28 protein-coding genes are annotated in these 25,724 nt (G+C 47.3%); 17 read left to right on the forward strand and 11 right to left on the reverse strand.

The genetic code is table 11. The features are described 5' to 3' along the window. Positions 1-94 precede the first annotated feature (94 nt). Complete coding sequence (locus ESP131_RS07475) at positions 95-1,204, forward strand: MFS transporter (protein ID WP_052169380.1); 1,110 nt, start codon at positions 95-97, stop codon at positions 1,202-1,204. Between the two features lie 51 nt (positions 1,205-1,255). Here the strand turns inward: ESP131_RS07475 and ESP131_RS07480 are convergent, their stop codons facing one another. The 6 genes from ESP131_RS07480 to ESP131_RS07505 form a co-directional block, all read right to left on the reverse strand. Beyond that, the gene (locus ESP131_RS07480) at positions 1,256-2,428 is read right to left on the reverse strand and encodes an MFS transporter (RefSeq protein ID WP_047390988.1); all 1,173 of its coding nucleotides are present in this window, start codon (positions 2,426-2,428) and stop codon (positions 1,256-1,258) included. A gap of 114 nt (positions 2,429-2,542) precedes the next feature. After that, on the reverse strand, positions 2,543-3,571 hold the full coding sequence (locus tag ESP131_RS07485) for an ABC transporter permease subunit (protein WP_047390991.1): 1,029 nt from the start codon (positions 3,569-3,571) through the stop codon (positions 2,543-2,545). Beyond that, positions 3,571-4,431 carry an ABC transporter permease subunit gene (locus ESP131_RS07490; protein ID WP_047390994.1) on the reverse strand — a complete coding sequence of 287 codons (861 nt, stop codon included), beginning with the start codon at positions 4,429-4,431 and terminating at the stop codon, positions 3,571-3,573. The genes ESP131_RS07485 and ESP131_RS07490 overlap by 1 nt, the downstream gene beginning before the upstream one ends. Positions 4,432-4,459: 28 nt before the next feature. Then, on the reverse strand, positions 4,460-5,527 hold the full coding sequence (locus ESP131_RS07495; RefSeq protein ID WP_029341156.1) for a DUF58 domain-containing protein: 1,068 nt from the start codon (positions 5,525-5,527) through the stop codon (positions 4,460-4,462). Positions 5,528-5,533: 6 nt separating this feature from the next. Further along, positions 5,534-6,457, reverse strand: a complete 924-nt coding sequence (locus ESP131_RS07500; RefSeq protein ID WP_047390997.1) for an AAA family ATPase — start codon at positions 6,455-6,457, stop codon at positions 5,534-5,536. 17 nt (positions 6,458-6,474) lie between these two features. After that, positions 6,475-7,167: a hypothetical protein gene (locus ESP131_RS07505; protein WP_047391004.1), complete on the reverse strand. Its 693-nt coding sequence runs from the start codon at positions 7,165-7,167 to the stop codon at positions 6,475-6,477. Positions 7,168-7,348: 181 nt separating this feature from the next. Here ESP131_RS07505 and ESP131_RS07510 point away from each other — a divergent pair, with 181 nt between their 5' ends. After that, positions 7,349-7,963, forward strand: a complete 615-nt coding sequence (locus tag ESP131_RS07510; protein WP_047391007.1) for an NAD(P)-dependent oxidoreductase — start codon at positions 7,349-7,351, stop codon at positions 7,961-7,963. Between the two features lie 45 nt (positions 7,964-8,008). Here ESP131_RS07510 and amyS read toward each other — a convergent pair whose 3' ends face one another. Next, complete coding sequence (amyS, locus tag ESP131_RS07515) at positions 8,009-9,550, reverse strand: alpha-amylase (protein ID WP_047391009.1); 1,542 nt, start codon at positions 9,548-9,550, stop codon at positions 8,009-8,011. A gap of 337 nt (positions 9,551-9,887) precedes the next feature. On the opposite strand from amyS, the gene ESP131_RS07520 reads away from it, so the two are divergent. Beyond that, positions 9,888-10,712: an endonuclease I family protein gene (locus ESP131_RS07520; RefSeq protein WP_029341161.1), complete on the forward strand. Its 825-nt coding sequence runs from the start codon at positions 9,888-9,890 to the stop codon at positions 10,710-10,712. 150 nt (positions 10,713-10,862) lie between these two features. After that, positions 10,863-11,447: a YdcF family protein gene (locus tag ESP131_RS07525; protein WP_083254775.1), complete on the forward strand. Its 585-nt coding sequence runs from the start codon at positions 10,863-10,865 to the stop codon at positions 11,445-11,447. 52 nt (positions 11,448-11,499) lie between these two features. Here the strand turns inward: ESP131_RS07525 and ESP131_RS07530 are convergent, their stop codons facing one another. Both ESP131_RS07530 and ytzI read right to left on the reverse strand, forming a co-directional pair. Further along, positions 11,500-12,051: a hypothetical protein gene (locus ESP131_RS07530; RefSeq protein WP_029341163.1), complete on the reverse strand. Its 552-nt coding sequence runs from the start codon at positions 12,049-12,051 to the stop codon at positions 11,500-11,502. A 133-nt stretch (positions 12,052-12,184) separates the two neighbouring features. Beyond that, on the reverse strand, positions 12,185-12,358 hold the full coding sequence (gene ytzI, locus ESP131_RS16635; RefSeq protein ID WP_143404442.1) for a YtzI protein: 174 nt from the start codon (positions 12,356-12,358) through the stop codon (positions 12,185-12,187). Between the two features lie 126 nt (positions 12,359-12,484). Between ytzI and ESP131_RS07535 the strand changes: the two genes are divergently transcribed. Then, positions 12,485-13,588, forward strand: a complete 1,104-nt coding sequence (locus tag ESP131_RS07535; protein WP_047391020.1) for a PP2C family protein-serine/threonine phosphatase — start codon at positions 12,485-12,487, stop codon at positions 13,586-13,588. Positions 13,589-13,668: 80 nt separating this feature from the next. On the opposite strand, the gene ESP131_RS07540 is transcribed toward ESP131_RS07535, so the two are convergent. Continuing rightward, positions 13,669-14,604 carry a magnesium transporter CorA family protein gene (locus ESP131_RS07540; RefSeq protein WP_029341164.1) on the reverse strand — a complete coding sequence of 312 codons (936 nt, stop codon included), beginning with the start codon at positions 14,602-14,604 and terminating at the stop codon, positions 13,669-13,671. A 122-nt stretch (positions 14,605-14,726) separates the two neighbouring features. Here ESP131_RS07540 and ESP131_RS07545 point away from each other — a divergent pair, with 122 nt between their 5' ends. Further along, a complete protein-coding gene (locus ESP131_RS07545; RefSeq protein WP_029341165.1) occupies positions 14,727-15,095 on the forward strand; it encodes an Hpt domain-containing protein in 369 nt (122 codons plus the stop codon). Between the two features lie 47 nt (positions 15,096-15,142). On the opposite strand, the gene ESP131_RS07550 is transcribed toward ESP131_RS07545, so the two are convergent. After that, positions 15,143-16,021, reverse strand: a complete 879-nt coding sequence (locus ESP131_RS07550) for a chemotaxis protein CheV (RefSeq protein WP_029341166.1) — start codon at positions 16,019-16,021, stop codon at positions 15,143-15,145. Positions 16,022-16,239: 218 nt separating this feature from the next. On the opposite strand from ESP131_RS07550, the gene ESP131_RS07555 reads away from it, so the two are divergent. From ESP131_RS07555 to ESP131_RS07605, 11 genes are all read left to right on the forward strand, one after another. Next, entirely contained in the window at positions 16,240-17,679 is a 1,440-nt protein-coding gene (locus tag ESP131_RS07555; protein ID WP_029341167.1) for an NADP-dependent glyceraldehyde-3-phosphate dehydrogenase, read from the forward strand. A gap of 173 nt (positions 17,680-17,852) precedes the next feature. Beyond that, positions 17,853-18,824, forward strand: coding sequence for an MBL fold metallo-hydrolase (locus ESP131_RS07560; protein ID WP_047391023.1), 972 nt, complete (start codon positions 17,853-17,855; stop codon positions 18,822-18,824). Then, positions 18,824-19,582, forward strand: coding sequence for an SDR family NAD(P)-dependent oxidoreductase (locus ESP131_RS07565; protein ID WP_029341169.1), 759 nt, complete (start codon positions 18,824-18,826; stop codon positions 19,580-19,582). The genes ESP131_RS07560 and ESP131_RS07565 overlap by 1 nt, the downstream gene beginning before the upstream one ends. A gap of 19 nt (positions 19,583-19,601) precedes the next feature. Continuing rightward, positions 19,602-20,798 carry an ABC transporter substrate-binding protein gene (locus ESP131_RS07570; RefSeq protein ID WP_029341170.1) on the forward strand — a complete coding sequence of 399 codons (1,197 nt, stop codon included), beginning with the start codon at positions 19,602-19,604 and terminating at the stop codon, positions 20,796-20,798. Beyond that, positions 20,785-21,543, forward strand: coding sequence for an ABC transporter permease family protein (locus ESP131_RS07575; RefSeq protein WP_047391032.1), 759 nt, complete (start codon positions 20,785-20,787; stop codon positions 21,541-21,543). Before ESP131_RS07570 ends, ESP131_RS07575 begins: the two co-directional genes overlap by 14 nt. Continuing rightward, positions 21,540-22,286, forward strand: coding sequence for an ABC transporter permease subunit (locus tag ESP131_RS07580; protein WP_029341172.1), 747 nt, complete (start codon positions 21,540-21,542; stop codon positions 22,284-22,286). Before ESP131_RS07575 ends, ESP131_RS07580 begins: the two co-directional genes overlap by 4 nt. After that, positions 22,258-23,145 carry an ABC transporter ATP-binding protein gene (locus ESP131_RS07585; protein ID WP_047391035.1) on the forward strand — a complete coding sequence of 296 codons (888 nt, stop codon included), beginning with the start codon at positions 22,258-22,260 and terminating at the stop codon, positions 23,143-23,145. Before ESP131_RS07580 ends, ESP131_RS07585 begins: the two co-directional genes overlap by 29 nt. Before the next feature lies 1 nt (position 23,146). Further along, positions 23,147-23,728, forward strand: coding sequence for a CDP-alcohol phosphatidyltransferase family protein (locus ESP131_RS07590; RefSeq protein WP_023467668.1), 582 nt, complete (start codon positions 23,147-23,149; stop codon positions 23,726-23,728). Further along, the gene (locus ESP131_RS07595) at positions 23,725-24,309 is read left to right on the forward strand and encodes an NUDIX hydrolase (protein WP_029341174.1); all 585 of its coding nucleotides are present in this window, start codon (positions 23,725-23,727) and stop codon (positions 24,307-24,309) included. Before ESP131_RS07590 ends, ESP131_RS07595 begins: the two co-directional genes overlap by 4 nt. Positions 24,310-24,470: 161 nt before the next feature. After that, positions 24,471-25,007, forward strand: a complete 537-nt coding sequence (locus ESP131_RS07600) for a PadR family transcriptional regulator (protein WP_023467670.1) — start codon at positions 24,471-24,473, stop codon at positions 25,005-25,007. Positions 25,008-25,086: 79 nt separating this feature from the next. Further along, positions 25,087-25,704, forward strand: coding sequence for a hypothetical protein (locus ESP131_RS07605; protein ID WP_029341176.1), 618 nt, complete (start codon positions 25,087-25,089; stop codon positions 25,702-25,704). Positions 25,705-25,724 lie beyond the last annotated feature (20 nt).

Consider the following 25,724-nt stretch of genomic DNA (forward strand, 5'->3'; position numbering starts at 1 on the left):
TTCCTCTGCAAAACGGGAACGGATTACTATCAAACAGAAAGGAAGTGAGGAGATGCGGCGAAGCAGATGGCCTTGTTAAGTCCGACGAGCACTCATGCTTTGGATCCTGATCGAAGCCAGTAGTTCGTTCATTCCAGCGTATGTGATTGAGCGCTTTTACTGGGAAGACCGCGGGATGAGCATTGCCGACGTCGTCATCGCAGAAATCGTTTTTGCTTGGGTCATGTTGATTGGTGAGGTCCCGTTCGGCTTGTTATCCGATCGGTGGGGTAGAAAGCCGTTCATTCTGGCTGGTTTCGTATGTGAGTGGTTATCGTTTACGGTGTTGCTTGAAGCTTACTCATTACCTGCCTTCCTCTTGGCGATGGTCCTTGCCGGCATCGGTGGCGCAGCACTTAGTGGAGCGCTTGAAGCCCACGTCTATGAAACATTGCGAATGCATAGGATAGAAGAGCGATTCGAGACGGTCTGGCGAGTGATTTCAATCGGTGGTTTATTGACATCAGGACTTGCGGCACTTGTCGGAAGTTACGCCGTGCGATCGGTAGACTTGATCTGGCACTATCACGTGTCCTGGTGGGTTTTGCTCGGAACAGTACTCCTGACGTTTTTCTTAAAGGAAGCATCGCGAGAACAAGACGGAGAGACGAGTTCATTAAAGACATTGCTATACGGTTTTTCGTTTCGACGCGTCTACGTCCGAATTCTTTGTCTTGTCTTGTTATACGGAGCGACAATTGATTTCGTCGATGAGTTTTGGCAACTCTATCTACGGGATCAAACGATACCGATGGTCCATTTCGGATTCGTTTTCGTGTTATTTCAAATCATGCAGGCAATCGGTACGTCATTATCTCAGTTCCGATCGCCCGTTGGATGGGCGATGATCTATATCGTGTGTCTTGCCGGATTGTCGGTTGCCTCTCCGCTCGTCAGTATCGGGTTACTCGGTCTGTTGTACTTGTGTTACGGATGGGCGGAGCCATATGTGACGACAATCATTCAAGAGGTAGCACCAGAAAACAGACGCGCAACGTTTGCGTCGCTGATCTCGGTCATTGAACGTTTAGCTGTGCTTGGAACCGGTACGCTGTTCGTCTTCGTCGAACGTGTCTTCTCGCTTCAGATGACCTATGCCGCGCTCGGTCTCGTCTCATTTATGTTGCTACTATTGTATGGTGTGACGCGAATGCGTCAGAACTGAATCAAAAAGAAGGACAAAGGTGCGGGTGACCTTTGTCCTTTTACGTAATGATTACGATACTTGTTGTTGTGTTGTGATCGAACGTTTTAATAACTGGCGAGCTGGTTGCCACATCAACAAGGAGAGGAAACCTGCAAGCGCATAGACGAGTTCGATCGCAAACAGATCAGCGAGCCAGCCGAACAATAAACTGCCGAGACAGAAACAGAGTGCATAAACGGTTTGTTGCACGCTGTAGACATACGGTAACCGTTCGAGTGGTGTCGTCGTTTGCAACAACGTATTCAGCTCAATTGCCCGGACTTGACTCGCAAACCCTTGGAACAGACAAGCGATCACGGCAAGTGTGACGACTGGAGCGAAGGCAAACAAGAAGGTCGCCCCAATCGATAAACCGATACTGCGATAAAGCAACGAACGTGTTCTGCGTCGACGTAACATCATGTAACTGCCGGCAATCATGCTCAGCAGATAGAAGGCGTTCAAGATACCCCACCAGCGTTCCGATAGCTGGAAATGTGTATCGATGTAGACGAGGAACAGAGCAGAAATCCAAGCCGTACTGACGAACGCATCGATTCCGACGAGATACGTGTTGGCTTTCGCGAAAGGATGCGTTCGCGTGTAGCGAATACTCGACCGGAAGGAGACGTCTTCCTCTTCCATCGAAGGGTCGGGTAGAGAGCGGACGCTTCGATAGAACAGATAGCTGATGAGACTGGCACCTAAAAACAGACCAGCCGAGACGGACAAGACGGAAAGAGGGGATAACAAGCTGACCAGGATGGCGCCGAGCGGCCACATGATGAGCTGAATCACTTGATTCGAACCTTGTACGAGACTGTTAGCTTTTTGGACATCCTGACACAGTCGAGGGATGAAGGCACTTTCGATCGGACGAGCAAATCCGTCGAAGAAAGCGATACACCCAACGAGTGCGAGGACGAGAGGCAGTGGTAGATCAAATCCCCAGATGACGCCTAAGAGGATCGTCTTGAGGAGTTGACTGCCGAACAACAAGGAGGCATGAGGAACACGTTGAGCGACTTGGGCGAATAAGAAGCCGCTTCCTGTCATGCCTGCTGTGACGAGAACGGGAAACAGGGCAGCGAGACTCGCTTGCCCTGTCGTTTGATAGATCATGGCGATCAGGGAGACGATATAGAGCGCATCTCCCGCATTCGCAATCCATTGACTGACCAATAAAAGCGTAAACCGGTTCATTCTGAATGACCTCCATATCGTACGTATTTAGTTAGGAGTGAGAATTCAGAATGACTTACATCGGACGCCCTCATTTCATGTTTTTTTCTAGTGTAAGAGGAAAAAAATGGATTGTCAATCAGAATCGTGACGGGAGTTCCGGGCAACGAGTGTAAAGGGATCGACCATCGATGTCGCGGCGGCTTCGTCTTGAGCACGAGATACCGATAGCTTGATTGGTTTTAGTTGCTGGCGGAAGCGGAAAGCCCGTTCGAGTCGACTCATGAATAGATTGCTGAAAAAGACAACCAGTGCTAGTCCAATCAATGGAACGAGGAACATATGATTGAGCCACGACGTCGCTGAAAACTGGTTGAAGTAATAACCGAACATCGAGGACCACTCAAAAATCGTTGGGGCAGTTCCGACATGTAAATTAACCGTTCCAGCGAAGAAAATTTTGAAAAGTGATAAGTGAACGAGTAACATCAACGTTTGAATGAACTGTTGCATAAAGACGATTGTCAACGTCGGAATAAGGTGTGGCCAAATATGGCGTCTGAAACGATGCCATGGACTGCCACCGAGCGTCTGAGCGACAATCATGAATTCTTGACTAAGCAACTGACGGGTCTCAGCAATCAGATAAAGCGATAAAGAGGGGAGACCAAGCAAAATCAAGACGATTAATTCGAACGATACACGGTCGAACAACGGTGGGATAGCAGTCGAATCAAAGAACGTAAGTGATGGAAGCAAAATGAGTAACGCGACAAGAGAGAGCGGTAAAACTAAAAATCCATCAAGAATAAGTTTTAAGTATCGATTGACGCGAGCACTTCTAAAAGCTAGCGGAATCGCAATCACTAGCGAAAGAAACATTCGACCGAGCGCAACAATCATACAAATACCGGCTGTCCATTTAAATCCTTCAATCATCAATTGAAAGAGGTCATTGCCAGAGCGGTCTGTACCGAGCCATTGATCACTTGACGGTTTTAGTGGTGACGTCGCAAGGAACGTGCCGTCTTCAGCATACCAGTTCGAAATTTGATCGACTTGACCATCACGGAAGATTGTATTTCCAAAACTAAGCAGCAGTAAACCAGCGAGTAAAACTAAACATAGCCAGAAGATAGGATCTCGCATCAAAGTACGACGCATCAAATGCCCCCTTTCCAGGCGTTCGGAATTAGCCATTCTGCCAGTAAATCAATGATAAAGATCGGCAGATAGATTAAGAACAAGATGACCATCAAAATCGGCATTTGTCCATTATAAAAGACGAACCGGAACATACCTTGGACTTCGAATGTGTATTCAATGATTACGAGACTCGATAAGACCGTAATGATATTCGCTCGGAAAAACAGATAAAACCGATAGATCATTGTCGGAATCAAGTGTTTCCAGAAAAGAGCGGCAGGACGAATCCCTTTAGCCCGTGCAAGTTCAAGGAAAGGAGCAGCTTCCTGTTCGAGTACTTGCGTCGTCAACCATTTGATGAAGAAGAATAGTGTTGTCAACGTTAGGGTAAGAATCGGTAAAAAACGAATGTACTCAGCATAGGATCCCGCAATTTCGATTTTGTCATACCCGGTCGTTTTAAACAGATAAAGGACAAGGAATTGTGAAAGAATGATCCAGAACAGATCCGGAACCATCTCAAGCGTCCGTGTCGTCTGTTTCAGCATCATGCGTGTTTTGCGGCCACTCCGATAAAACAAATAAGCATAAAAAATCGCACACACAGCGGAGACCAGCATAGCTGTCGTAAAGATGATTAACGTCTCTTTAATAAAGGGACTGATGGTAGGAAGCAATAAGAACTCCTTTTGAGCGGTTACGTTAAAATAGGTAATCTCATCAAGTTTCGTTAATTGAGCAAATTGTTGCTTCAGACCTTCCCAGTAGCTTGCTGGGTTGAATTTCATTTGCGCAACGAGCGCCGGAAGGGCGCTGATCGCAATCAAGACAAAAAAAGCCACGATGAGCTGAATTGATTTTCGGGCGATAAAAAACATGAAGGGAAAAACTCCTTTCTTTGGATCCTCAACCGATAGCGAGGATCCGGTCATTGCCAATTTGGATCAACTGACTGTTCATATGTTTCCGGCGCAGTACGTAGCGTTCGAACTGTTGCGTTGCGATGAACGAATCACGCGTCGAGACCGTCGAGAGCGTCATCAGGACATGTTTTAATTGTGGTTGTCCTTCTTGTAATGAGAGATGCGTCATTCGGTTCGCTCCGTCGAGTCGATTGAGGAATAGTTCGATCTTACAGCCTTCTTTGATTAATTCACTGATCAGGAATGCGGCTTGTTCAATGAACGTCTCAAATTGTTGATGGAGACCGTAACCGCTCGGGGCTGATAAATTCAAGGCAATCGTAAACGTATCCTGATTGCTCGTTTCGAACACTTTCGCCTGCAGGCGACCGGTCTTCGCCGTCGCATACCAATCGATTTCTTTTGACGGTTCCGCCGTATAGGGTTTTGCACCAAGTTGAACGAGTTTGTTCTTGAGCGGTGAGTAGCGGTCTGGTCGATCACCGATCCGTAAACGTTGTAAAAGAAGCGGTGTCGCTTGCGCTGTCAAGGACGGTAAAACCGTAAATGAAGGATACGTATCGAACGTAAAGAGATAGACGCCCATCTTCCAAGGCAAGCGAATCGTCAAGATGATCTCATCGAACTCGGCCGGTCCACGGCGAACCGTCTGAATCGGAATCGTCACCGCGTCTTCAGAGTCAATCACTGCATGAAATGTTGCCGGGTGTAGTGGGTCCATCTCCGGGAAGATGACTCCGCCATCTGTGTGCAAACGAAGTGTCGCTTCGAGCCCAAGCTGATTCAAGGCTTCGACGCCGAAGACTTGTAAGTGGAGCGACGTCTGTTCTTGATTGAACATCAGGGATTCATAATGTTTCCATTCGATTGCGACGTCCCGTTGGAGCTGCTTTTCTGTTCGCCCGACGACGAAATGAATCGTCGCCAAAGCTGCGAACAGGAAACCGAGGACGGAAAGACGCGGAATGAAGAGGAAGATGAACGTCATCGTGACGTACAGTGGAAAAAGTCGGCGTTCAAGCCAAAACGGGACGGAATGTTCAATCTGCATGATTCGTCACCCCATCTCGACCGGAACCGGCACGTCGCCCAGAATATGCGTCAAGACAGCCGCTTTCGTCGTCTTGATTCCACCTTCAAGTGTCAGTGTCAGGCGGTGGGACAGGACATGTTTTGCAAGATATTTGATATCTTCCGGGATGATGAAGTCGCGTTGATTCAAGAACGCGTAGCTTTGCGAGGCGCGAAGCAACGCAATCGCTCCACGCGGACTGACGCCGACTTCAATGAGTTCATGGTTTCGTGTCGCTTGGACGATATGGAGCAAGTAATCGAGCACGTCTTGCGATGCATGGACGCGGCGTGCCTCTTCCTGCCAGGAAATCAAGTCACCGCCTGACGCGATGCCGACAGCTGACCGACGGACGTTCGTCAGAATCTCAGACAATAACCGGCGTTCGTTCTCAAAATCCGGATAACCGACTTCGATTGCGACCATGAATCGGTCGAGTTGGGCGTCCGGTAGTGGGAACGTTCCTGCCGATTCAATCGGGTTTTGTGTCGCAATGACGAAGAATGGGGCCGGCATCTGATAGGTCGTTCCACCGATCGAGACCTGACGTTCTTCCATCGCTTCGAGCAGTGCCGATTGTGTCCGCGGAACAGCGCGGTTGATCTCATCAATCAAGACGACGTTCGCGAATAATGGACCGCGTTTATTCTCGAACTCCTGCGTCTTTAAGTTGAAGAAGTCTGAACCGATGACGTCTGACGGGAGAAGGTCCGCCGTGAACTGGATCCGCGAGAAGGCACTCTCAAAGCTCTGAGCGAGTGCCTTGGCAAGCATCGTTTTCCCTGTTCCCGGTACATCTTCAAGGAGGATGTGTCCTTCAGCGATGAGTGCCGTCAGACAGAGATCGATGACGTCCGGTTTACCGAGATAGATCGAATTGAGTTGGTCTTTTAATTGTTGTAGTTTCATAGGAAATCCCTCCAAGGTTAAATGGTTGAGTAGCGTGCTAATTGTTGTTCAAAGCGCAGAATCTCATCGTCCGTGACGATCGTTTCTGACACGTCACCGTAGCGGATATCCCGATATAACTGAAAGTCGACAGGGGCCTCAATCCGACGTAACCAGTCTTCAAGCGTCTCGTTCGGACGACGTTGCTGACTGCGTGGTAAGTGTTGCTCAAAGCGGATGACGAGATTACGGACACGTGAAGATGAATATGATGCATACAGATAAGGCGATTTTCTTAAAGAAGCAGGACGAAAGATCGATTGAGCTAGTGGAACGTCATCGGTCAACTCTCCTTTAGGACTGCTCCGTTTTTTCACGCGACGCGATTGAACGAGTTTCCAGACCATGAAACTAAACAAGCTGATTAAAATGACATATTGTAGATAAGAAAGAGGGGAGTCAGAGGCATCCGCTTTAAGGGATTTCCAAAGCTCCTTTGGACCAGGTATTCGTGCGATTGGACTAAATGGCATCTTGTCTCTTGTTTTAACATGAGAGTGACCAGGATCAGTTTTACGATCAATGTCTCCATCTACGTATCGCCAGTCTGATGGATTTTTAACAGGACCCGGCATGATGTAATGCGTATAGACGTATGTTGTGACGGTTTGAAACAAGAACAGACCAATCAAAATGACACCAAGCGACATGATGAAGCGTTGCCGTAACACAAGCGATTCTCCTTCCTGTATTTAAGGAAAAAATATCCATATGTACTTAGGAAGATTTTAGCATACACGCTTAACAAATAAAAACAATTTTCTGAAAATAAAGACGATGTGAGACGATTCATTTTCAAGTGGTGAGGGTATGATGGAATCAGTGGTTCTTGAAAGAGAAAGGGTGTTTTGTATGAAATTGATTATTTTTGGAGCGACGGGTCAAACGGGGCAAGAACTGGTCAAGCAAGCGATCGATCACGGGCATGAGGTCACAGCGTTCGTCCGTAGTCCGGAAAAACTGACACTACATGATGAACGGTTACATGTCGTTAAAGGCGACGTGCTCGATCAAGAAGCGGTGACGGCTGCTGTTGCCGGACAAGAGGCTGTCCTGACGGCTCTTGGCACAGAGAGTCTTGCATACAGTGGCTTTTTAGAACGGAGTCTCGTCCGGATCGTGACAGCGATGAAAAAACAGGGGGTAGACCGGATCGGTTATGTTGCGTCTGCCGGTGTTGATGATGAATTACCGGGTGTACAAGGGATGCTCGCTCAGCGGATTCTGAAAAATCCACTAAAGGATCACCGTCAAGCGATCGCGCTTTTGCAACAAGCGGATTTGAACTACACGGTAGCCCGACCACTCCGTTTACTGAACGGTCCGTTAACGGGACTCTATCGTCAAGCAGATACAGGTGTACCGGAAGACGCAAAACAGATCAATCGCGCAGATGTGGCGCATTTTCTCTTACAGGCAATCGAGACAGAGGATCATATTAAATCGAGTGTCGGTTTAGCAGAATGAAGAAAAAAGGATTCTCCCATATATGGAAGAGTCCTTTTTGATTGCTTATTGTTGACGATAGACGGAGACCGAACCACCGTTAACGAAGAATTGACCGTAGCCATCTTGGTTGATCGTAACCGACTTCGTGTTGTTACCGGTGATGTCTGTCCAAACTTCTCCTTTGTTCTGAAGACCGACGTACATCCACTTGCTACCGCCAGGACCATCTGAAAGGATTGTCGCAAGACCGGATTTCGCTCGGTCTGAGACGCCTTCACGTGTCCAACCGATGATATCTTGGTTATCGAGGTAATCATTTTGTTTACCGAACGCGAAGTCCTTCCGTGCTTTGAGTAACGGATCAATCTTCGAAGCGAGTGCTGGAATTTCGCGATTCGACGTGCCCTTTGTACCATAGTAGTCACCATAAAAGACCGACGGATAACCTTGTTCACGTGTCAGGATCATCGCGTAAGCAAGAGGTTTGAACCATGACTGAACCGTTGATTCAAGCGATTGTCCAGGTTGCGAATCATGGTTCTCAACGAGTGTGACGGCCTGGACTGGATTACTCTTAACGAGAGTACCGTCAAAGATCGTCCGCATGTCGTAATACCCGCCGCCTTTACTTGCCTGTTCGAACTTATAATGAAGCGGTGCATCAAAGACGGATTGTTGATAATTCGTTCGGCTTAAGTAGTTTTGCAACGTGCCGAGATCGTTCTGCCAATACTCTGCGACTGTGAACAATGGTTTACCCGTCGTCTGACGAACGTTTGCGAGCCAGTCCGCTAAGTAACCGTGTTTGATATGCTTGACGGCATCGAGACGGAACCCATCAAGACCAAGTTCGTTGACGTACCATTTTCCCCAGTTCTTCATTTCTTGCTGGACTTCTGGATGATCGAAGTCGAGATCCGCATACATCAAGTAATCATAGTTGCCATTTTCAGTTGAGACATCCGTATCCCACGCTTTACCGGTACCGCGGAACTTGTAGATGGCGCTTTTTGAACGCGATTGATCCCAGTCCGTGCCGTCGAAATGGTACCATTTCCATTTGAAGTTTGAGTATAGGTTATTTCGTGCTGCAAAATTGAATCCCGTCCATGCCTGGATTTGATAATCGCCCGAGATTTCTTGATTACGGTTACCCGGATTGATTTCGACTGCCGTGACGGCTTCCGTGAAATCGGCGCCACCTTTATGATTCATGACGACATCGCCATAGACATCGATTCCAGCGGTATGCAATTGTCCGATTGCCGTTTTTAATTGCGCCTTTGTGCCGTATTTCGTACGGACCGTTCCTTTTTGGTTGAACTCACCTAAATCGTACAAATCGTAGGCACCGTACCCGACATCATTTTGCGAGGTACCTTTGTAAGCAGGGGGAATCCAGACCGATGTGATCCCGAGCTGATCGAGCTTTGTTGCGTCACTCCCGAGACGGTTCCAGTGGTTACCGTCATTTGGCACATACCATTCGAAATACTGCATCATCGTTCCGTTGTCTGCCGTTGCGCCGACTGCAATCGGTTGCGCAAGTGGCGCTAAAAAAGCAGCAGATGCGACGGTTGCTAAAATCCATCTTTTTTGTTTCACGTAAAGACCTCCTCATGATTTGTGAAAGCGCTTGCATTATTTATTATAGGGAAGCTTTAGACAGGAGGAATATCGTCCCGGATTCTTATTTGTAAGTCTCTTTTGTTCGTGACTTTTGACCCTAGAATATTTCTTCTGAAGAACTATTTTGATGGGATTGACGTCATGAATGAAAAAAATCAGGACCATCTAACCGTTGCCTTTCAATGAATATTCTGAACGACGACTCATCTTCAAAAAAGCAGGTCTATCGTCCATCTTCCACCAGGAATGGATTCGGTGTGAAAATGAGCGTGTAACATCCGCTTTCATACATACTATTTAAGGGGGAACACACATGAACTGGAAGTCAAAGGTCACAGGTGCGCTTGCTGCAACACTTGCGCTCGGGTCAATCGTCTTTACACCGGTCACAGCAAAAACAGTTGATCCAAAACAAGTTTCAGCTGGTCCGCAGATGGTTACGTCACAATCGACGATCGATGCGTACTATTTACCAGCAGCGGGGAAGACAGGGGCAGCGTTGAAGGCATCGCTGCACGATATCATCGACAACCATACACAAGTGTCATACGACACGGTATGGACAGCACTGAAAGAAACGGATCAAGATCCAAACAATGCGAATAACGTCATCGAGTTATACACGGGGAAATCGATTTCAAAGAGCAGTAACGGTGGGAATGTCGGTCAGTGGAATCGTGAACATGTCTGGGCCAAGTCACACGGTGACTTTGGTACGACGAACGGTCCTGGAACAGACTTGCATCACTTGCGTCCGGAAGATGTCGTCGTCAACAGCGCACGTGGGAATCTAGATTTCGATAATGGCGGTACGAAGTACAGTGGATGTGATTGCTACCGCGATAGCGATTCGTGGGAACCACCAAACCGTGTCAAAGGTGATATCGCGCGGATGATCTTCTACATGGCGGTTCGTTATGAAGGTGGCGGAGAAATCGATCTCGAAGCCTCAGAAAACGTCAATAATGGTTCGAACCCGTTACACGGCAAATTGTCGACGCTGAAAGCATGGAATAAGCTTGACCCAGTCGATAGCTTCGAGAAACGTCGCAACGATGTCATCTTCGAGAAGTGGCAAAAAAACCGGAATCCGTTCATCGATCATCCGGAATACGTAACATCAATTTGGGGAAATTGATGACGAGTCAATCAATAGGAAAATGCGATGTTCTCAAGAGAAGAGAAGATCGCATTTTTTATGCTGTGAAGCACCACGGTCTTGAAACTTTTTGAAGAATCATGCGTAGTGCTTACCGTAAGCCATTTTTTAGTAGAAAGGTCGTACGGTATGATCAAACGCACGTTTAACAAACGAAACATCAAATGGATGGTTGGTGGGGGGCTCGTCGCTTGTGTCGCCTTCTGGTACAGTGTCGGTATTTTCGTCAATAAAGGGGAGCGACCACTCGCTGATGGGACGTCACCGTATGTCATTGTCCTCGGTGCGGGTGTCAAAGGAGAAAAACCTTCGCAAATCCTACATAATCGGATTCAGGCAGCTGCTGCATATGGGAAACAACATTCAGAAGTCCGCTTCATCTTAAGTGGTGGACAAGGTCAGGATGAAGATATTTCAGAAGCAGAAGCGATGCGACGCGGAATGATGGCGTCCGGGATTGCTGAAGAGCGATTGATCCTTGAAGCCGACTCGACATCAACGACAGAAAATCTAAAGTTTTCAAAAGCGTTGTTGCCAAAGGACGTCCGACGCGTCTCAATCGTCACGTCGGATTTCCACTTATACCGTGCTCGTAAAGAAGCACAGCAACTCGGTTTACGGACGGATGCGATTCCGGCTGAAACGCCACTTTCAGGAGTTCTTCGATTCGGGATGCGCGAACGCGTTGCGATCGTTGTTCAATTTCTACGCTAAAATCCCCGACACGCTAAACATGTCGGGGAGAAAGAAGAAGTGCATTGAATGATTAGATGCCTTCACCTTTATGTTTTTCCTCAGAAGATTGAGAGTCATTTGCTTGTTTGTCGGAAGCATCATGCTCTGCTGGTGGTTCTTCTTTGCCGAGTGCGACATCCTTCGCTTCGACGACTTTATTGCTGATAGCATTTAAGTCACCTTTCGTCTCATTTACTGTCTCTTTCACCGTAGAGGCATCTGACTTCACCGTTTCAAGTTCTGTGTTCACTTTATCATAGACATTCTGAACATCAGACGCGACTTCTTGTATGATGCTTGAAGCACTCTTCACTTGAGTGATGACTTGTGATGCTTTACCTGAAGGATCTTCCTTGATGGAAGAGGCGAGGGTCGAGACGGAATCTTTCGCACCACGTAAACTCTGTTTCGTATTTTGGCGGGACGAAGAACTAAGTAGCGTCAATAGACCGCCAACAAGGGCACCGAGCAACATCCCTGTGACGAGGTTGATTTGACGACCTGATGATTCTTCCTGATCGAACTGGCGATTCGGTTGTTCTGCGTGTACTGCGTGTGGATCATGTTGAAGCTTCGGTTCCATGATGAACACTCCCTTGAGATAATATTTGACCATGATATGGATATACCCTTGTGACTGAATCAAAAACATCTAAAAAAAACATGTATTTGAAATGAAACAAAAAAGACCACCGTGATATGATGGTCTAAGAGGTTCATTTGTTGAATGAATCATCATCTTTTTCGTGACGAAGTTTTCGGTTGATTTCATCATAATCGATTTCGATATCATCTTTGTTCCCCTTGTAGCCATATCCTTTGGAAATGACGATAATCGAGGCGACCAAGACGAATACGATGATGAGAATGGAGACGACATATAACCACATAGTCCACTCCTCCTTTCGTTCACTTTCTAGTATGACGGAAAACGCAGCTTCCGTCTAAACGAAATTGTAGGTTGTGTGCTAAACTAATTTCAGATAAACATGTTAAACGGAACGAGGTGACGGCGGATGAGTATTTTGGTCGTAGATGATGAGTTAACCAATTTAATGCTCTTAGAGCGCTTGTTAGAAAATGAAGGCTATGACGTCGTCAAAGCAATGAGTGGGGAAGAAGCAATCGAATTAATGGACGATCCGTTATTCATCGAACAGTTGGACGTCGTTCTCCTCGACGTCGAAATGCCAGGGATCAGCGGAATCGAAGCGACACGTTTGATTCGAAAACGGTTTGGTCTCGATGAATTGCCAATTCTGATTGTTTCCGGGCGATCAAACGAAGAAGATATCGTTGATGGACTGAATGCAGGGGCATCCGATTATACAACGAAACCAATCCGTAAAACGGAATTGCTCGCGCGAGTTCGTAACGCGATCGGTCTGAAGCAAGCAATCGATGCGCGAAAACGATATGAAAAAGTATTACAGGAAGACTTTGATTTGGCGCAAAAACTGCAACAGAGTGTGCTCAGTGCGAATATTGAAGACGATGAGATCCGCATCATGGCGACGTATATCCCGTCTAAGAAACTAGCGGGAGATATGTACGCCTGGTACCGCATCTCTCAGAATAAATACGGCATCATCTTGTTTGACGTCATGGGACACGGTGTCTCTTCTGCGCTGATCACGATGGGAATGAGCTCGATTTTATTCGAACTCGTGCACCGGATTGGTGATCCAGCACAAGTACTCGAAGAATTGAATCAGCAGATGAGTCGATTGTTCCCAGGAGACGAGACAGAAATCTATTTCACTGCCGTTTACCTCTACATCGACCTAGATGAGATGAAGCTCAGCTATGCGAACGCAGGGCACCCGCCTGGTTTGTTGCGCATGAATGATCAAATCATTCCGCTTGAGAATACGGGACTTCCTGTCGGTATGTTTGAAGACTCGACATATTCGAGCAAGACGATCGACATCGTCTCACCAGGATGTGTCTACCTGTACACGGATGGTTTCATGGAATTGTACAGTAAAGGTATCGATGAGGGAATCCACGCTATCCAGAACCTGATCGAACAACAAGGACCGAACATCCATCAGTTGATTCAACCGGATCAGAGCGATGAAGCGGATGACCTGTGTCTCGTGACGGTCGAAATCAATTAACCTGTAAGTGAAAAGACTCAGCGACGGCAACACCGTCACTGAGTCTTTTTTGAGTCTTACAAGCTCTGAATCTACTTGAACTAAAAGAACCTTCTCCGCCATAGGATAAAAGCTGCTAGACCGGAGAAGAAAATCATCATTCCGAAGACGATCCAGAATCCGATGACTTCTCCTTCCCATGGAACATGAACGTTCATCCCGAACATCCCGGAAATCATCGTCGGAATCGAGATGACGATCGTAATCGAAGCAAGAAACTTCATGACGAAGTTGACATTGTTCGAGATGACGGAACCGAATGTATCCATTGTCGAACTGATGATATCTTTATAGATTTGTGCCATTTCCATTGCTTGACGGTGTTCGACGAAGACGTCTTCGAGTAAGTCCTCATCGTCTTCGTGTTTCTCAAGACTTGGTGTCTTGATAATCCGGTCGAGGACACCGTCGTTCGATTTCAAGGACGTCATGAAATAAACTAATGACTTCTGAAGGTTCATTAATTGAAAGATTTCTTGATTTCGCATCGAACGTTGTAGTTCTTCCTCAAGTTCGTCCATGCGACGATCGATTTGACGCAAGAAACGTAAATACGAAGAACTGACTTTGTAGAGAATCTGGAATACGAAACGCGATCGATAATTCGTTCGGAATCCACGTAACTTACCACTCGAGAACAACGTCAACACGTCGAGCTGTTGCGAACAAACGGTGATAAAATGACGGGATGTCACGATGATACCGAGCGGGATCGTATTATAACGGCGTCCTGATGATTCTTCTTCGATGTAGGGAACGTCGACGATCATCAGAAGACCTTCTTCATCTTTTTCAAAACGTGGTTTTTCTTCCACGTCCAAAGGGTCATAAATGAAATCCTCTGGAATTTTCGTAGCAGCGATGACTTGGTCGGCTTCGTCCTTTGTCGGATTGACAAGATGGATCCAGGAACCTTTCGTGAACTCCTGTATCTCGTTGACTGCCCCGGTGACATCGCTTCGATAAATCGTCAACATATTGTCTATCCCTCCTGCTCTTCACTGTCTCATTATAGAAATAGATACGACGGCGTGTAAATGATTCTCCGATTTTTTTTTATGAAGATTAGTGATAAGATGAAAACAGAGGAGGGGAAGACATGCCTTTTTTTAATGCTAAGAAGCTCGAAGAACTTCAATCGATCGCAGGTGGAGACCACGTGTTCCTTCAAAAAATCGGAGAGACGTATATCGCACAGTTCGATCGGAAATTTCCTGAACTAAAAGATGCCGTCGCCAAACAAGATGCTGAGCAAACTGAAAAGCTGGCTCACTTGTTAAAAGGTGCTTCCTATTCCGTTGCTGCTGATGATTTAGCGGATGATTTCGAACTGCTTGAAAAAGAAGCAGAATCTGGTTCGATGACCGGAACACAAGAAATCGTCGATCGGATTGAGCAATGCATGGTGGAATTCCGTGTCGTCTGGCTCGATGTCTTTACTGGGAAAAACATTGACGCTTTACGTTAAGGATGAAATAAATAGTAAAAGCCGACTTCATGTCGGCTTTTTTTGATTTACAAGACGTAAGAATCCACTGTCTCGATCAGACGACCGATTTCCGGTTTCGTGATTTGTGCATTGACACCAACGGACTCGCCTTTATGACGTAAATCGTCGGAAATCAACGACGAGAAGACGATGATTGGTAATTCACCATAGCGATCGTCCTCACGAAGACGTTTTGTCAAATGGAGTCCATCCATCTTCGGCATCTCGATATCCGTGATGAGGAGATCACAGTTACTTCCTTGTTCGAAAGCATCAAAGGCTTCTTTGCCGTTGATGAACCATTTCAGTCCGTGGTAACCGGCTTCCTCGAGTGTTTCGATGATCAATGTCCGGAGCATTTCCGAGTCTTCGGCAATCCAGATGACTTTGTCGGATCGGTCACGGGACTGCACGCGTCGTCCTTCTTCGCGGGCGAAGATATCCTTGCGTGAGAGCTCAAGTGCGATTTTTTCATAGTCGAGCAGGATAATCATCTTGTCGCCTGTTTTGACGACACCGTTCGTCAGTCCTTCGATGCCACGAGCGAGTTCGTTTGGTGTATCGATCTGCTCCCATGAGATACGACGGATTTCCGTCACGGAATCGACACGCAGGACGCTCTTTTCTCCATTAAATTCACAGATGATCAATCGATCCTCGGTTGCTTCGTCGTGGGGAACACCGATGACCGTCGGCAAATCGATGACTGTCATGACTTCGCCACGCAGTTCAATCAATCCTTTGACAGCGTCCGGTGTACCTGGGAGTGGTGTCATTGGGAGCGGAACGATGATTTCCCGGACCTTCATGACGTTGATTCCGAACGTATATGGACCGCAATGGAAGATGACGATCTCGAGTTCATTCGTACCGGCTTCTAATAAAATATCGTGCTGATTATACATATGGTTGTGCCCCTTTCCATTACCTTCACTTCACTTCTGACTAGTTATCGGCATGCTACGCTAAAAATTCTAGTTCTGAATTGACAAAAAAAGTGTTGTAATCGCTTTCATAATATGTTAAGCAAAAAGTTTGGCATTTGTCTGACCAATTGATTACAATAAGCTATGCAGCCACACACTGAAATGAGAGAGATAAAAATAAATGGAGGTAGAGTGGAATGACTACAGCAACAACCTACACATTTTTACTAGATGGGCAATGGCATGAAAGTGAATCAAAAGAGACGATTGAAATCTCTTCACCATATAAAGAGGATCTTGTCGGTCGTGTTCAAGCGATGACGAAACCAGAAGTCGATCGTGCCATCGCTTCAGCAAAAACGGCACAAGCAGAATGGGCAAAGCAACCGGCAAACAAACGGGCTGAATTGCTTCATGCGTGGGCAACGGAACTCGAGAAACGTGCCGACGAAATCGGTGAAGTCATCATGCGCGAAGTCGGTAAAGGACGTGCGGATGGCGTCAAAGAAGTCAAACGGACAGCTGAAATCATTCGCTACACAGCGGAAGAAGGTCTTCGTTTCGACGGTCAGATGATGCAAGGGGATTCGTTCCCTGGCGGTAGTGCGAAAAAAATCGCAGTCATCAAAAAAGCACCGCTCGGCGTCGTTCTTGCGATCTCACCATTCAACTACCCAGTCAACTTGGCAGCAGCAAAACTTGCACCTGCACTCATGACAGGGAACGCTGTTGTCTTCAAACCAGCAACACAAGGTTCGATCAGCGGTATCTTGATGGTCGAGGCACTCGTCGCAGCAGGTCTTCCAGCTGGACTCGTCAATATCGTCACAGGTCGTGGATCGGTCATCGGTGATTACTTGACAGCTCACCCAGGAATCAACATGATTACATTCACTGGTGGTACAGGAACAGGGCAACATTTGTCTCGTCAATCGGCAATGATTCCACTCGTCCTCGAACTTGGCGGAAAAGACCCAGCACTCGTCCTTGAAGATGCAAACCTGTCACTTGCGGCAGATCACATTATCAGTGGTGCGTTCTCTTACTCAGGTCAACGTTGTACAGCAATCAAACGCGTCTTCGTTCTTGATCACCAAGCGGATGCACTCATTGAAGAACTTAAAACGCGAATCGCGAAATTGACAGTCGGTTCTCCTGAACAAGACAGTGTCGTCGTACCACTCATCGATACGAAATCAGCGGATTTCGTCGAAGGATTGATCACGGATGCAACTGACAAAGGTGCAACGCTCGTCATTGGTGGTGGACGTACGGCAAACTTGATTGAACCAACGCTTCTTGACAATGTGACACGCGACATGCGCGTTGCTTGGGAAGAGCCGTTCGGACCAGTTCTCCCAATCATCCGTGTTAACTCGGTTGACGAGATGATCGCGTACTCGAACGAATCAGAGTATGGTCTTCAAGCAAGTGTCTTCACAGAGAACATCGATGCAGCGTTTGCGGTAGCAGATGCGCTTGAAACTGGTTCTGTTCAAATCAATGGCCGGACGGAACGTGGTCCTGACCACTTCCCATTCATCGGTGTGAAATCATCGGGACTCGGCGTACAAGGTGTCGGACGAAGCCTCGCTTCGATGACGCGTGATAAATTAACAGTTCTTAACTTAAAATAAGTTGTTAACCGACCTTTCAATCTGCGGAAAGGTCGGTTTTTTGTGCATCCGTTTTTGAAGCGCTAACGTATGCTAAACAACAAATGTCATCCGTTGACGCACAAAGTTTGGCGCTATAGCTTCATTCTCTCTATAATGAAAGAAAATGGACGAGAGAAAAGAGGCGTGTAGGCATGACTGTATCAGACGAAATCATTTCGATTCCGATTCCGACACCATTTCCGGTAGGAGACGTGAACTGCTACGTATTACGAACAGAAGGGGAGAACATCCTCATTGATTGTGGCCCCGATACACTTGAAGCGTGGCAAGCGATGCAACAAATCTTGGCACGACATGATCTTCAAGTCGAGGATCTCGATCGTGTCATCGTGACACATCACCATGCGGATCACGCTGGGATGGCGCATCGCTTTTCAGAAAAAGGGATTCCGGTTTACGGACATGCGCGGTTACGCCCGTACTTGGAGCAAGATGAGACGTTCTTGAACAATGGAGATGCGTTCTTGCAGCGATTGGCGACATCGTTTGGTGTTCCGTCAGCCATTCAAGAAATGTTACCAAGCTATCAATCTGCCTTAAAATGGCTTGGGAAAGGTCAGCTCGATTTCACATTACAAGAAGGTGACGCCATCACACCGTCTGGGCGATACCGTGTCATCGAACTACCAGGACATGCGAGTGACCAAATCGGAATTCTAAGTGATGATGGTGTGTTGTTCGCAGCCGATCATTTGCTCGACCGGGTCGAGCCGAACCCGTTGCTTGAACAACTGCAACCAGGAGATGATGCGCTCGTCAAACGACCTGTCCTTGCGTACCTCGACTCCTTAGAAAAACTACAAGGTGAACACATTCGAATTGCGTATACCGGACACGGTGCCCCGATTCGGGATGTCGCGTCACTCGTCGAAGAACGGTTGATGCAACGCAAGGCGCGCGGCGATCAACTACTCAAGTATTTTTCTGGAGAGCACACGTTATTCGAATTAGCACAAGTGACGTATGGTAACCGATTAAAAAAATCATTCCCACTCGTCATGAGTGAAATGAAGGCACGCCTTGATACGCTCGTCGCACGTGGTGCGATTACGGTTGAGAAACGATCAGGTATCCTCTACTATTCGAAAATGGAGGAAGTTTAATGCAACTCATGAACCGGACAATCGTCATCACAGGAGCTTCGAGTGGTCTTGGGGAAGCGCTAGCCCGTACTTTACACAAAGAAGGTGCGAACTTGATTTTAGTCGCACGACGCGAGGAGCGATTACAAGTATTAGCATCTGAACTTCAAGCGCACTACTTTGTCTATGATTTAGAAGAAGCGCCGGAAGCACTGGCGCAGATGTTGGCTGATCGTTATGGATACATTGATGTGTTGGTTAACAACGCAGGTTTCGGGGAATTCAGCTTCCTAGACGACACCTCGATTGAAACGATCGAGTCGATGCACCGAATCAATGTCTTAAGTCCCGTTCGCTTAACGAAAGCATGTCTGCCATTACTCAAAAAAGGTGGCATGATCGTCAATGTTGCAAGTCAGGCGGGCAAGTTGCCGACACCGAAGTCAACGATCTACTGCATGACGAAAGCGGCAATGTTACAGTTTTCGAATGCATTGCGTCTGGAATTACGTCCAAAAGGTATCCATGTCATGACGGTTAATCCCGGACCAATCGCGACGGAATTTTTCGTAAGAGCGGACATTAGCCGAAAGTATGAAAAAAACGTCGCTTCGATCGTCTTATCAAAAGAACAACTTGCACAGACCGTCGTTCGGGCGATGCGGCGCCGCAAGCGAGAAGTCAATGCACCATGGTGGATGGAGCTTTCGGCAAAAGGATACGGCGTTATGCCGCAGCTGATTGAGTGGTTAGGAAAATCAGGTTTCGACAAAAAGTGATGACGGAGGAGAACAACGAATGAAAACAAAAGTAATCAGCTTTCTTGCCTTAAGTACCCTGCTTGCAGGATGTGGGACACCGGATGCAACACCGGAACCGAAAAATGTCTTAGAGACTTCATATCAGACGATTGAAAAAGAAGCGGAAAAATCAACGGTTCGGATGTACATGTGGGGCGGCGATGACGGCATCAATGCCTACATCGATGAGTACGTAGCACCGCGTCTGAAGAAGGAACACAACATCACCTTAGAACGGGTTCCAATCGAGACGGCGGATATCATTCAAAAACTGCGTGCTGAGAAGCAGGCAGGTAAGGAAAAAGGTGTCATCGATGTCGTCTGGATCAATGGCGATAATTTTTTAAATGCTAAAAAAGATGATTTACTGTATGGCGAAATCACGAAAGTCCTCCCGAACATGAAGTATGTCGATGCTGCCGCGCAAAGTTCAGATAGCGGCACAAAAACAGAAGGTTTGGAAGCCGCGTGGGGGAAAGTCCAATACACGTTGCACTATGACGCAGCCGATGTGAAGTCGCCACCGACCGACTTGAAAGCGTTGAAGTCTTGGGTCAAGGAGAATCCAGGGCGCTTCACTTATCCGGAAGTGACGGACTTTACGGGGAATGCCTTCGTCCGCCATGTCATGTATGGTGTCGAATCGAATGAAACGTTAAAGGATCCAAAAGCAGATTTTAAGAAGACATGGGCTTACTTGAACGAAATCAAGCCATATCTTTGGAAAAAAGGGAAGACGTATCCAAAAACGCTTGCGCAACTTGATCAGTTATACGCAAAAGGAGACGTCGACTTTACGATGGGCTTCAACGAACGACGGGCAGAACAAGAAGTGAAGTCAGGTACGTTCCCGAAACAAACACGTCCAATCGTCTTGAAGGAGGGCTCAATCGCGTCGACACATTTCCTTTCTGTACCGTTTAATGCACCGAACCCGAAAGGTGCACTCGTTGCGATCAACACCTTGTTGTCACCAGAGGCGCAGTTGAAAAAATATGATGCAACTTACTGGGGAGACGGTTCAAGTCTTGATTTATCGACACTTGATACGGCAGAACAAAAACAGTTCGCTGATGTACCGGCTGCACCGTCAACACCGAAACCGAGTGTCTTTGAAGGAAAGGTCCGGACGGAACTCGACCCGTCCATCTTTGAGATGATCCGTAAGGAATGGCCGTCTCGTGTGGCGCGGTAACGCATATCCCGCCGCCATCTTGATGGCAGGCATGGTCTTATATGGGTTATGGGTAAGTGTCTCGATGACTTCACCTGCTGATTACCGCGAGCTACTGACGGATGATGTCTTTTTAGAAAGTCTAGCCGTCAGTAGTTACGTGGCGATTGTCAGTACGGTGCTCGCGCTGATCATTGGTGTAGTGCTCGCTCGGCTCTTGAGCAGAACACGACTAGCCGCGTTACTTGCGATTCCGTTATTCATTCCTCATCTAGGAGCGGCGTATCTCGCCATCCTCTATCTCAGTGATGTGCCTGTCATTGGACCGCACGAAGGGAATTATTTTAGTGTCATCCTGACGTATCTATATAAAGAAATTCCGTTCGTCTTTTTTTATCTCTTACCGGTGGTCCGGCGTCTTGATCCACGTTATCAAGAGCTCGGTACGATGCTCGGTTTGTCACCGGTGCGCCGTTTTTGGCATGCGCGAGGTGTATTTTTACTTGTACCGATGCTAGAAGCAGCTTTTATTTTACTTGCCTTCATCCTGTTCGCATATGAAATCCCTGCATTACTTGGTGTGACCTATCCGAAATTACTCGGAGTCTATGCGTTCGATTTATATACACAAGGCGATTTATCAGAGCAACCACTCGCTTTTGTGATGAGTGTCGTTTTGACGGGAGGACTTTTCTTCCTCTTGTTGCTCATGACTGGTTTGACACGCCCACTGGCAGCGAAGATTAGTAGGGGGCGGAGCGAATGAAAAAAATTAGTACTACTGTATTCGTCGTGCTCCTGTTCATCGTCCCCTTGATCGGATTGATTCCGGGGAAGTGGAACTGGAATCCGCGTCTTGAAGCGACGCTTGGTACGACGGTCGCGATGATCTGTGCCGTCGTGTTGTTGAATCATCTCTTCGGATACATGGCAGGAAAAGCGATTGCCTTTCAAGCGGGGAAACGTGTTCGTATAGCGGAGTTCTTGATCAGTTTACCGTTGTTTGTTCCTGTCTTGTTGCTGTCCTTTGGTCTTTATTTGACATGGATTCGTCTTGGTCTAGCAGATCGGTTTTTCGGTGTCCTGCTCGTGTTACTTCTGCCGACCTTGCCATATACAGTTCGCTTGTACACGAACGGATTTCAGGCGCTCGGGGAACGGATGCTCGAACAGATGGTTTTGATCGAGGGGAATCGATTCAAACGTTGGTTCTATTTGACGGGTCCTATGCTTCGATCGACGCTACAATCCGTGACGTTGCTCGTCACGGTGATCACGATCAGTCAGTATGCACTGGTGGCGTTAATCGGTGGTGGGATCGTCCGCATGATCGCACTGGAGGTGTTCCCGGCGTATTCCGGTAATTCTCAAGGGGCGGCGCGTCTCGCGACACTGTGGTTGATCGGGTTGCCCGTTCTCTTTTATGCGTTGCAAGCCGTTATTTTTTCTAGTTGGATACGAATCGTACGGAGGCGTTTAAATGGAAGTCACGATACAACAAGTCAATAAACGATTTGGAACGAAGCGTGTATTATCTGATATCGATTTAAAGATCGCGTCTGGACAATGTGTGGCATTAGTTGGACCGAGCGGTAGTGGGAAGACGACGCTACTCCGGCTGATTGCGGGTCTTGAACGTGTGACGAGTGGAGTGATTCAATTCGGGGATCGAGATGTCACTGTTCTTTCGCCGAATCAACGTGGTGTGACGATGATGTTTCAACGGTCTCTATTGTTCCCACATTTGAACGTAGAACAGAACATCCGTCTCGGTGCAAAACAATTAACATCAATCGAGCTCAAATCCTGGTTACATCGCGTGGGACTCGAGGGAAGAGAAAAAAGTGCCGTCCACGAACTCTCAGGGGGTGAACAACAGCGGGCAAGCTTAGCTCGTGCGCTAGCAAGTCAACCGGACTTCTTGTTGCTCGATGAACCGTTCTCGAGTCTAGATGTACCGAGACGACGGGAACTTCGGACATTGATTCGGAAGTTGACCGAGGAACAAGGTGTCACGACACTCCTTGTCACACACGACCGGGAAGAGGCAATGGCGATGGCGGATGTGGTATATGTCTTAGAACAGGGGCGAATCGTCGATCATGGTACACCAATTACGCTTAGCCAGACAAGTCCGTTTTTTGGCGAAGGCATTCAGATTGAAGAAACATGGCATCCGTTGACGGCAGTCAACTTGGTCTCAAGACCGACGAAGGAAACGGATGAACGTGTTACGATTACAAAAGAACTCATTCAATACGGTGTACGTTTCTACGAAGTAGAACGGGCGTCCGGAGAACGTCTCGTGCTCTCTTCAGACGAGACGATTCAGGTGAAAGAAGGGTATATCGTTAGAAAGGAGGGGTGATATGTTAGATACGCGTGCGCGTAAAATCGTTCAACCCCTATTTGATCAAGGGGCGACCTTATTTAAGAAAATCGGATTATCGGCAACGCAGGTGACGATTATTTCCGGTATCATCGGTGGTGCAACAGGCTTTTTCGTCTATAACGACATGATGGGAACAGCGATTGTCTTGTTATGGATCTCGGGCATGCTCGATGTCATCGACGGAACGATGGCACGAAAAGAGAAGACGACTCCGATCGGCACGATTCTTGACCTTGTTCTCGACCGAATCGTCGAGCTGTCAGTATTGATTGGTCTTGCACTCCGATTTCCGGAAACGCAGGTCGTCATTCTGTTGCTCGTCGCATCATTCGTAATTGGCATGACGATGTTCCTTGCAATCGGAGCGGTCAGTGAAAATTACGGCTACAAGTCGTTTCAATATCAACCAGGACTCGTCGAACGGACGGAAGGATTTTTATTCCTGACAGCGATGATTCTGTTCCCAAGCGCCATCATTTGGATCGCAATCGTCTTTTTGATTGCTGAACTCTATACGGTCGGAGAGCGATTCCATCAAGCTTCGAAGGTGTTACGATGAGTGAACAAGAGATGATCATGACAGTAGATCGAGCGGGCAACCTGCTCGGACCTCGTCCGCGCTCGGAAGTCCACGCAAACGGCTTGTGGCACGAAACGTTTCATTGTTTCGTTTATGATCCAAAGCGGGACGTCGTGTTGCTCCAGCAACGCTCTGAACAAAAGAAGGACTTTCCAGGAATGATCGATATCACGGCAGCCGGTCATTTGCTTGCGAATGAGACAATCGAGGATGGTGTCCGGGAACTCGAGGAAGAGATTGGTTTGACGTGTACATTGGATCAATTGATACCGCTTGGCATCCAGGAAGAGGAGTTTCGGGATGCGTCGCTTTGGGACTGTGAGCGATGCCATGTCTTTCTTGCTCAAAGTGATCAAGCGATAGACGCATACGTCCTCCAGGAAACAGAAGTGAAGCGATTGATTGCTTTTCCAATCGAGCAGTTTGAACGAATCGCTGACGAGTCCATCGAGCGCATTCAGGACACGACAGGCGAATGGTTCGATCGTCGTCAATTCGTTCCGCATCCTTCTTCTTACTGGAGACATGTACGACAAGGAATCGAGCAATTACGTAAATAGAAACAATCGAAAAGCAATAACGCATGAAGACCTACGATCGAATGTGATTTCGCTCGCAGGTCTTTTTTAATCGTACATTCGTTCGACGCAAGAGTAGCGAAATTAAGATATATTTGAGATAATTAAGTATATATACAAAAGAAGGAAAGAAGGTGCAGCCAGTGGCATTACGATTTGCACTACTCGGGCTGCTGACCCAAGGGGAAGCGACCGGTTATGATTTAAGCGCGACTTTTAAAAAACAGATGATCCACTTCTGGACCGCACATCATACACAAATATACCGAGAGTTGTTAAAGATGGAAGAAGCAGAACTCGTGACGAGTGTCCATATCGTCCAAGAAGACTTGCCGGACAAGAAAGTCTATTCCATCACCGATAAAGGGCGTACGGAGCTCGTTGAATGGTTACGTACACCGAATGAATTCAAACCGAAGATGAAGGATGAGAACCTGATGCGGGTGTCGCTTTTGCATCTGCTCCCACCAGAGGAAGCCGTTGCTTATTTGGAAGAGTCGAAGCGACACCATCAATTTGCCGTCGAGATGATGCATAGTTGGCGTCACGATCATCTCGAGAACGGTGCAACACTAGGGGAGACCTTGACGAGTGAGTATGGCTTGCGTATGATGTTGAATTACTTGGATTGGTGTGACTGGGCAATCGCGGAAATCAAAAAAAACGAAGCAAACGTCTAACAACACTGGCTCGATCGTCATGTAGGTGGCGGATTCGAGCCAGTGTTGTTTTTGATGATATGAAGTAAGGAGCTAAACGATGTATTTTAATGATTACGAAGACTGGATTGAAGAAGAAGCGGAAGCCTTATTTCGCTTACATCAGGAACCGTTGACACGAGAAGCAACGTCGTATTCGCAATTCACGGCGTATGTAGAAGAAGCACTACTTGAACCGTTGTTACTGAAACTACGTTGGCTCGGAGAAGCGGAAGAAGAAGAGATTCTAGAACAAGCGGATCCGAGCGTGTGGGAGAATGCCATAGGCAATTCGGAAGCCTCCCTTCGTCGAGATGTATTACGACGAGTCGTCGAGCGAGACTTTACTGCGCATATCCTCGCGTACCTGACACCGATTCTTGAAGCTAGACAAACTGCCTATGAGGCGGAATTAGAGCAGCTTCAATTGGCGCATGCGGAACAAATGGAGGAAGTTCAACAACATGAGCAACAGATTGAACTCGGACCGCCACCTCAAAAGGTCAAAAAGTGGTGGTATCTCAAAGAAAAAGAAGTATCACGTTCCTATACAGAGGAAGAACGATCTGCATTGCAAGCTCAACAACAACAACTCGAGGACGAGTTAAAGCGACTCGAACAAAAAACACGTGAGACAGAAGCTGATCTCGAACGATTGGATTCACTTCACCGTCTATAACGTATGAAAAAATGGAGCAT

The sequence above is a fragment of the Exiguobacterium sp. U13-1 genome (assembly GCF_001750115.1).
In the GTDB taxonomy this organism is placed as follows: domain Bacteria; phylum Bacillota; class Bacilli; order Exiguobacteriales; family Exiguobacteriaceae; genus Exiguobacterium_A; species Exiguobacterium_A acetylicum.